We start from the raw sequence: 8715 nt of genomic DNA on the forward strand, positions 1-8715 counted from the left end.
TAATTTTTATCTTAATTAAGAAAAATTATTTTGAAAATTATTTTACTATTAGTGTTCTTTTTAATTAAAAATATTCAATCTTTTTTTAAAAAGAATATTGTCTTTTTTTATAATAAGTGTAATATTATTTTTAAGGACAGAGTATTTCTTTCCTTATAATTTTAATAGGTGTATAGCAAAGTTTATATAATTATTAAAATTATTAATATTAAAATATAAAAACTAAATTTAATTGGTTTACTTTAAACCTTAGTTTTATTTTATTAAAACTAAGGTTTAAACTATTTTAATATTTTAGTTAAAAATAGCAAGTTAAAGCGTTAAGCTATATTTTTCACTTTAGATTATTTTAAAAATAATGCTAGGAAAGGATTGTTAAAATGAAATATAAAATAAATAGTAATAGCGCGAGTAAAGATATGGTTAATCAGGATAAACATAAAAAAATAAAAACAGAATCTAATTCAATATGTACAATTAATGTTAAAAAAAATAAGAAGAAAAGAATCTTATTATTTTCGTTGTATTTATTAGCATTTGGTTCTACAACAGTTACTACAATATTACTCTTACATACTACTGCTGCTTTCAATAATTCTGAATTTAATCCTAATTCTAATAATAAATTATGAGATGATTATTATCAAAAACATCATCGTAACTCTGAACCTATTAGTTTAGATTCTACTATTGCTTATTTTAGTAAATCAACAAATATTGTTAATTTTAATGTTATTGAAAATGCTGCTGATAATGGTAATATTGATTTTACAAATGTTTTAAGTAGTATTGATAATAATTTAAAAAAAACTGATCCTAAAATTGAAAGTGATATTGATAATGATAATTCAAATTTATTACCAATTAATTTTTTCTTAAATGCTAATTATAATCCAGCAGTTAAGTTTACTGTTGGTAAGGATAAAAAGCCGATAACTAATACTTCTTTTATTTTGCCAAAGAACTTTAATGAGTCTAAAAGTTACGTTTTAAATTTAACAACTAATGATCAAGCATCAATTTTTGGTATTGAAAGTACTAACGTTAATATTGAAATTAATATTAATATTATAAATCAAGTTGCAATTAATATTGCTAGTTTACCAGTTAACTTTCCTGATAAAATTATTAATATTACTAATCCTGAAAATGCTACTATTGATTCAATAAAAGATAAATGATTAATTCCAACAATTCAAGATCAATTTGCAACAATTTTAAGTAAAGCATTAAATGTACCCAAAAAAGAAATTAAACCTAGTTATTACAAAATTGAATTTCAAAATGGTTCAGAACCACAAAACTTTACTAAAAGTGTTCCTGTTCAATTTTCAATTACATCTTTAGATAATAATCCTTGAAACTTTACAGGAAAAAAAGATAATTGCACTATAAATGTTAAAAATGATATTGCTGATTTAAGTAGCATGAAAGAATTAACTAATGAAATTGAAACACAATATAATAATGATAAAGATAATAAAAACTTTCAAATTACTTTAGATAATCAAAAAGATAAAAATGGTAATTTTATTAATGCCGGTAGTAAATTATCAGAAGAAGATGTTAAATTTGTTAATAGTGAAATTATTGAGAGTGTAAAGAAGATTTGTCAATCTTATTTCCAAAAAAATTATTCAGATCTTAATATTAAAGATAGTGATTATACAATATCAACAAATTTAAATGTTGGTAATAATATTTTTAATAATAAATTAGGTAAAAATATTGAAATAAAAATAACTGCTAATCCTAATGATCATAAATTAACAAAAAGTTTAGATAACATTAAGGCAATTGTTCATGGTCATAATAAAAATAATATTACTGGTAATTATCCTTCACCAAAAGATTTTGCATTAAAAGGTATTTGATTAAAAGATGGTCAAGATGCAAATATTTTACAAGAAGGTCAACATTTTTATGAACAAGATAATTTATTAGGTAATTGAATTACTAATAAAGATAGTTTATTAAATAAAATTAATAACAATTCTTATCGTCCAGTTGAGAATGCATTTACTGGACAGTTCACTATGAATTATTTATTAGATGGTGATAAAACACCAAGTGGTATGTCAGTTGATATTAGTAAAGATATTAAAGGTGATAAGGCAAATAATTTCTGAGATTTAATTACTCAAACAAAAAGTATTTTTCTAGAAACCGATGTTGCAGTAACAACAAAATCGGGTTGAGAGTTAAATAATGTAAAACTAGTATTTACTGACAGCGAAACACAACCAACTAAAGATAATACACTTTATACTCTTGATTTATCAGAAAGGTTTGCTGGCAAAACTATTAGTGATCGTGCTACTTTAACATTCCCTGATTTTAATTTTAATTTTAATTACCAGTTAGTAAGTTAAAAAAAGGAAAAAGTAATATGAAACAATTATTAATCATTTTAAGTACATTAACAACATTAACTTTAACAAGTAGTAGTATTATTAATATTATTGATGATACTAATACTCCCATTAATAAATTATTAGCAAATAAATCATCAATAAGTGATTCTGTAACTTCATTATTTAATAATCAATATGGCTATTTAAATAATAGTGATATAATAACTAATCAATTAATAATAGATCATAAATATTATAGTTATGATACTAGTCATGCTAATTATTTATTAAGTGATGGTAAGACATCAGCACGAACATTATTTATTGTTAATGATAAAGGTGAATTAGTTTATAAAAAAGATGCTATAATACCAGCAAAAGATAAAGTTGATGTTAATAATACTAAACAAGAAATGATTAGTCATAAAAAAATAACTACAGTTAAAGCAAATTACAATTCTTATAGTAGTAGTCAGTATTCATCTACTGATTTTAGTGGTGATAATACTGATTGACAATATTTGCAATTTGGTGGAGTTGAAAAACATATTGATATTTCACAACAAGTAGGTGCTGATAAAGTTGAATATAGCAATAGTTTAAGCGAAACATCAGGTTTATATTATATTGCTAAAGCAGTAATTGAAAATAAAATTAGTCAGTCAGTTGCTATTAATTTGGGAATATATTTTATAGCACAAAGTAGTTTAAAAGGAAAAATTAATAATGAATTAATTACTAAAATTATTGATTTAATTATTAATAATAAATATGTTTATAATTTTATGTTAAATATGCCATTTTCAAATGAGAGGCTTTTTAGTAATCTGTGTTTCTTTGTTTTACAAAGTACTAGTTCAGATTAATTCTGTCTTCAAATTTTATCATAAAATGAGCAATTGCTGTATTTCAATTTTGAATAGGCAATGTTCATTTTTTTGTGATATTTTCAATTGCTAAGTAAAAAATTTTAAAAACTGCCATATCATTAGGAAAAACTTTTTTATTTCTAATAACTTTTCGTAATTGGCTATTAACAGATTCAATAGCATTTGTAGTATAAATTACCCTTTTAATTTCTGCTGGATAACTAATAAAAACCATTAAATTTTCTCAATTTTTATATCAAGATTTAGCAATTTGTGGATATTGTTTATTTCATTTACTTTCAAATGATTCTAAAGCTTGCATTGCTTGTTCTTCACTACATGCTGTATAAATTGGCTTTAAATCGATAACTAGAGACTTTCGATGTTTGTATGAAACATATTTTAAGCTATTTCTAATTTGATGAACTATGCATAATTGATGTTCAGTTTTAGGATAAACTGATTGTATTGCCTCTGACATGCCTGTTAAATTATCACTACAAGCAATAAGAATATCATTTAAGCCTCGATTTTTCATTTCTGTAAAATTATTTAATCAGAATTTAGCACCTTCATTTTCACTAATTCATAAACCTAAAACATCTTTTTTACCTTCTAAATCAACTCCTAAAGCTATATAAACTGATTTGTTAATAATACGTTTATCCTGACGTACTTTAACTACGATACAATCAAAATAAATGATTGGATAAACACTATCTAATGGACGATTTTGCCATGCTTTGACATCATCAATGACATCATCAGTAATTTGACTAATTACGCTTTCGCTAATATCTGCGCCATCATATAACTCTTGCAACTGCATTCTAATATCTGATAAAGTCATACCTTTTGCATATAGTGAAAGAACTTGTTGATCAAAACCATCAAATCTTCTCTGTCTTTTTGTGATTATTACTGGTTCAAAATTACTATTACGATCTCTTGGTACATCAATTTCAATTTTACCTTGTTGAGTTATTAATTTTTTTGATGTTGTACCATTACGAACATTGTCATTATTACTGCGTTGATTTCTTTCGTGTCCTAAATAATTTTGCATCTCAGAATTCAACATTTTTTCTACCAATCGTTTAGTTAATTCTTTATATAAGCCTCCCTCTTTAAAAACTGTTGTTAAATCCTCAGTATTTTCTAATAATAAATCTACTGCTTTTGATATTGGATCATTGTTATTAAGATTATCTTTTTTAGCCATCTGTAACTCACTCTTTCTAGATATATAAATTATATTTACTAGAATTAATTAAACATAGTTATTTTTGTAAGTCACACAGATTACTAAACATTCCCTCAAATGATGATACAAGTTATGTCATTAGTTATATTTTTGATCATAATAATAATATTATTGAGTTAAATTATAATCATTATAGTTACGAAAAAAGTAATACAAGTAATTTTGAAACTCATGTTAGTCCTGGTCCTTTTGCTTCAGTTGATTATACAGGTGATATTTATATTAATTATCAGGATTTATATTATTTAATTAATAATGAAAATAATTGAGATGTAATTTATAAGTATTTTATTAATGGAAACTTATTTGATTATAGTAATATGGAGTATAAAATTGGTGATAATTGAACTTTTAAAAATTTTTGAAATTTTATATTTAAAGATAATTTAACAAAATTTTTAAATAATGTGGGTGTTAATGGAATAATAATTCATATTGACTGTTATGGTACAGATATATGACATCCTTCTTTAATTAATACATTTTATATTAAAAGTATTTCTCAATGAAATTAAGTACTTACATACTAAATTTAGTTTTTAAAATAAGCATTTTATTAATCTTCTTAAATAAAATTAATAAAGTGTTATATTTAGTATAGATTAGTCAGATATTTTTTATAAAATAATTTTTAGTAAACTTAAAACGAAAGGAGAATGTAACATGAAACAATTACTAATAGCATTAAGTACATTAACAACATTAACTTTAACAAGTAGTATTATTAATACTATTGATGTTACTAACACTACTGTTAATAAACTATTAACAAATAAATCATCAATAAATGATACTTTATCTTCGGTGTTCAATAATCAATATGGTTATTTAAGTAGTAGTGATTGAATTACTAATCAAATAGATAATAACTATTATAGTTATGATACTAGTCATGCTGATTATTTATTAAGTGATGGTAAGACATCAGCACGAACATTATTTACTGTTGATAATAAAGGTGAATTAGTTTATAAAAAGGATGCTGTAATACCACCAAAAGATAAAGTCGAAGTTGATGCTACTAAACAAGAAATGATTACTCATAAAAAAATTACCACAGTTAAAGATAAATATAATCCATATAGTAAAAGTGAATATTCTCACACATATTTTAGTGGTGATAATACTGATTGACAATATATTCAATTTGGTGGCGTTGAAAAACATATTGATATTTCGCAACAAGCAGGTGCTGATAAAGTTGAACATAGCAATAGTTTAAGTGAAACATTAGGTTTATATTATATTGCAAAAGCAGCAAAAAATAATTTAATTGATAATACTATTGCTAATAAAATAGGTCAATATTTTATGACACAAAGTAGTTTAAAAGGGCAAATTAATGATAATTTAATTAATATTATTATTAATTTAATTAGTAGCAATAATAATGTTTTTAATTTTATATATAGTGCACCAATGAACGTAAATGATAAAAATTATTCAATCAATTATATTTTTGATAAAGATAATAATTTAATTGAAGTTTATTATACTGAATTTGATAAATCAAATATAGAAAATAACTTAAATTATAAATGAAATGACTCATATAATTGATTTAGTTCAAATTATAGTGATTATTCTAATACATATACAATAGTAAAATGAACTGACTATGCAAGCGATTGAAATACTTTTACTAATAAATATCCAACTTTTAATTTTGATGCTAATTCATATTTAAAAATTTCAACGGGAAGTGGTAAAGAAGACTATAAATATCTAAATTCTCAAGTCACAACAACAAATATAAAAACTAATCAACAAAAAGATATTGATAATTCAATTTTTCAAGTCAATATTAGTACGTGACCACCATATGATCCAAATTACCCAGGAGGTGTAGGAACTGCCATTGATATTTATTTAGAACTTTGACATGATGATAATAATATTTATTGAAAATGACATATAATGACAGCTACTTTTTTAGGATCAACTTCATATTCTGATATTAAATTAAATAATATAACATTTAATAATATTATGAATTAAATAAATATATTTTTTTCAAATTAATTATTTATTATTAAATTTAATTATGATTTTAAAAATGGTAAAAAGTAAAAGAAGGTATTGTAAATGAAACAGTTTTTATTAACTCTAAGTACAGTAACAACATTAACAATAGCAAGTAATACAATGTTTAATAGTATGATGATAGTAGTTCAAAAAAATAATATTGCTAGTAAAAAGAAAATACTACCTGTCATTCCAATAAATCAAAATAAATCATTATTTAATAATCAATATGGTTATTTAAATAATAATGATTGAATTACTAATCAATCAATAATAGACAATAAATATTATAGTTATGATACTAATCATGCTGATTATTTATTAAGTGATGGTAAGACATTAGCACGAACATTATTTACTGTTGATAATAAAGGTGAATTAATTTACAAAAAAGATGCTATGATACCAGATAAAGATAAAGTTGATGTTAATAATACTAAACAAGAAATGATATTTCATCGTAAAGTTGCTACTATTAATAATCCAACTAACAGTTATAGTGGTAGCCAATATGATATTAATTATTTTGCTGGTGCCGGTATTAATTGAAAATATGTTCAACAAAGTGAAGTGGAAACTCATATTGATATTTCACAACAAGAAAATGCTAATAATGTTGAAAATAATAATAGTTTAAGTGAAGGTTTAGGGCTATATTATATTGCTAAGGCAGTAAGAGAATCAGATGGTTCTTTTAAAGAGGGAATGTTTAGTAATCTGTGTGACTTACAAAAATAACTATGTTTAATTAATTCTAGTAAATATAATTTATATATCTAGAAAGAGTGAGTTACAGATGGCTAAAAAAGATAATCTTAATAACAATGATCCAATATCAAAAGCAGTAGATTTATTATTAGAAAATACTGAGGATTTAACAACAGTTTTTAAAGAGGGAGGCTTATATAAAGAATTAACTAAACGATTGGTAGAAAAAATGTTGAATTCTGAGATGCAAAATTATTTAGGACACGAAAGAAATCAACGCAGTAATAATGACAATGTTCGTAATGGTACAACATCAAAAAAATTAATAACTCAACAAGGTAAAATTGAAATTGATGTACCAAGAGATCGTAATAGTAATTTTGAACCAGTAATAATCACAAAAAGACAGAGAAGATTTGATGGTTTTGATCAACAAGTTCTTTCACTATATGCAAAAGGTATGACTTTATCAGATATTAGAATGCAGTTGCAAGAGTTATATGATGGCGCAGATATTAGCGAAAGCGTAATTAGTCAAATTACTGATGATGTCATTGATGATGTCAAAGCATGGCAAAATCGTCCATTAGATAGTGTTTATCCAATCATTTATTTTGATTGTATCGTAGTTAAAGTACGTCAGGATAAACGTATTATTAACAAATCAGTTTATATAGCTTTAGGAGTTGATTTAGAAGGTAAAAAAGATGTTTTAGGTTTATGAATTAGTGAAAATGAAGGTGCTAAATTCTGATTAAATAATTTTACAGAAATGAAAAATCGAGGCTTAAATGATATTCTTATTGCTTGTAGTGATAATTTAACAGGCATGTCAGAGGCAATACAATCAGTTTATCCTAAAACTGAACATCAATTATGCATAGTTCATCAAATTAGAAATAGCTTAAAATATGTTTCATACAAACATCGAAAGTCTCTAGTTATCGATTTAAAGCCAATTTATACAGCATGTAGTGAAGAACAAGCAATGCAAGCTTTAGAATCATTTGAAAGTAAATGAAATAAACAATATCCACAAATTGCTAAATCTTGATATAAAAATTGAGAAAATTTAATGGTTTTTATTAGTTATCCAGCAGAAATTAAAAGGGTAATTTATACTACAAATGCTATTGAATCTGTTAATAGCCAATTACGAAAAGTTATTAGAAATAAAAAAGTTTTTCCTAATGATATGGCAGTTTTTAAAATTTTTTACTTAGCAATTGAAAATATCACAAAAAAATGAACATTGCCTATTCAAAATTGAAATACAGCAATTGCTCATTTTATGATAAAATTTGAAGACAGAATTAATCTGAACTAGTACTTTGTAAAACAAAGAAACACAGATTACTAAAAAGCCTCCTTTTTTCTTTAGGTTGAATAATATTTGGACTATTAGGGTCTACTTCTCATAATGATTCACTACTACCACCAGTAGCACTAATAGTATTAGTTTCTTTATCAATAGTAATATTTTCACCAGCAATTA

Annotated in this window: 7 protein-coding genes; 5 read left to right on the forward strand and 2 right to left on the reverse strand. The window is 23.7% G+C overall.

Annotation, left to right across the window (positions count from 1 at the left end; translation table 4 throughout):
- Positions 1-380: 380 nt before the first annotated feature.
- The gene (locus SPIRDC1_RS09230) at positions 381-2372 is read left to right on the forward strand and encodes a hypothetical protein (protein WP_174481538.1); all 1992 of its coding nucleotides are present in this window, start codon (positions 381-383) and stop codon (positions 2370-2372) included.
- A gap of 17 nt (positions 2373-2389) precedes the next feature.
- Positions 2390-3220, forward strand: coding sequence for a hypothetical protein (locus tag SPIRDC1_RS09235; protein ID WP_174481539.1), 831 nt, complete (start codon positions 2390-2392; stop codon positions 3218-3220).
- Here the strand turns inward: SPIRDC1_RS09235 and SPIRDC1_RS09240 are convergent.
- Positions 3207-4445, reverse strand: coding sequence for an IS256 family transposase (locus tag SPIRDC1_RS09240; RefSeq protein ID WP_174479940.1), 1239 nt, complete (start codon positions 4443-4445; stop codon positions 3207-3209). The genes SPIRDC1_RS09235 and SPIRDC1_RS09240 overlap by 14 nt on opposite strands.
- 705 nt (positions 4446-5150) lie before the next feature.
- Here SPIRDC1_RS09240 and SPIRDC1_RS09245 point away from each other — a divergent pair.
- From SPIRDC1_RS09245 to SPIRDC1_RS09255, 3 genes are all read left to right on the forward strand, one after another.
- Positions 5151-6485 (forward strand): hypothetical protein, encoded by a 1335-nt coding sequence (locus SPIRDC1_RS09245; RefSeq protein ID WP_174481540.1) that lies wholly within the window; start codon positions 5151-5153, stop codon positions 6483-6485.
- An 87-nt stretch (positions 6486-6572) separates the two neighbouring features.
- Positions 6573-7250, forward strand: a complete 678-nt coding sequence (locus SPIRDC1_RS09250; protein WP_174481541.1) for a hypothetical protein — start codon at positions 6573-6575, stop codon at positions 7248-7250.
- A gap of 58 nt (positions 7251-7308) precedes the next feature.
- Positions 7309-8547, forward strand: coding sequence for an IS256 family transposase (locus SPIRDC1_RS09255; protein ID WP_174479940.1), 1239 nt, complete (start codon positions 7309-7311; stop codon positions 8545-8547).
- Here the strand turns inward: SPIRDC1_RS09255 and SPIRDC1_RS09260 are convergent.
- Positions 8534-8715 (reverse strand): hypothetical protein (locus SPIRDC1_RS09260; protein ID WP_174481542.1); only part of this gene is annotated, 182 nt, incomplete at its 5' end. The two genes, SPIRDC1_RS09255 and SPIRDC1_RS09260, sit on opposite strands and share 14 nt — an antisense overlap.

It is taken from the genome of Spiroplasma endosymbiont of Danaus chrysippus (assembly GCF_902809815.1).
In the GTDB taxonomy this organism is placed as follows: Bacteria; Bacillota_I; Bacilli_A; order Mycoplasmatales; family VBWQ01; genus Spiroplasma_E.